Origin of the sequence: Phocaeicola plebeius DSM 17135, from assembly GCF_000187895.1 — a bacterium.
GTDB classification, from domain to species: Bacteria; Bacteroidota; Bacteroidia; order Bacteroidales; family Bacteroidaceae; genus Phocaeicola; species Phocaeicola plebeius.
In genome coordinates this window covers 50413-51161 of record NZ_DS990120.2, presented here as the reverse complement: position 1 = coordinate 51161, position 749 = coordinate 50413, and positions in this window count along the sequence as shown.

The window sequence follows — 749 nt, the reverse complement described above, 5'->3', positions numbered from 1 at the left end:
GTACCCTAAAGTTTTTGGTATCATAATAATGTTCTCTTATCGTCCATGCCGGGCAGAACCCGGAAAAGTACGGTATCAAATACCTTCCCGGTTTCTCTCCAGTGCAGGCAGAAAAGGTATCAATTAGATGCAATCCTTTTACCGATGGGCGGTAGTTCCTGAATGGTGTCGGTGTCTTTTCTTTTATGATGCAGCCGTTTTCCTGTATTCAAGTATAGAGAGAAACGACACAAGGAACTTTAGGGAAAAGAAGATTTTTCGTGTGGCTCTTTCTGGAACTCTGGAAGTGAAGCGTGTTAATCACATATTATATATTATTTGTTTATATATTATATATTCACATATTATTTATATATATAATATTGTATTTTGTTCCTGTTCTTTTTCCCTAATGTTTTATGGTATCAATTTTTTGCGTCCGGCTTCCGGCTGCTTTTTGTATTTGGTATCAAAAGGTCGTTCTGCAGGGTGTGCCAGGAATGATAATTCGGTATCATTTCATCATGCCATGTTTACCCATCAGTGCCGGAACTCCGAAAAGTACGGTATCAATTTCTTTCCCTATAGTTCTTATTGGGTTAGACAACAGACGCATTAAAATGTATTCTTCAAAGTGAGAATGTATTTAATTTGCGTCATGTTTCCGCTTCTGCAATGCTAACAAAGTGAATTACCTAAAAGGTAGTGAACTTTTACTAAGGATTGCCAAATGATAAAAAAACATACCTAAAATGGGTGGTGGTGGTGAT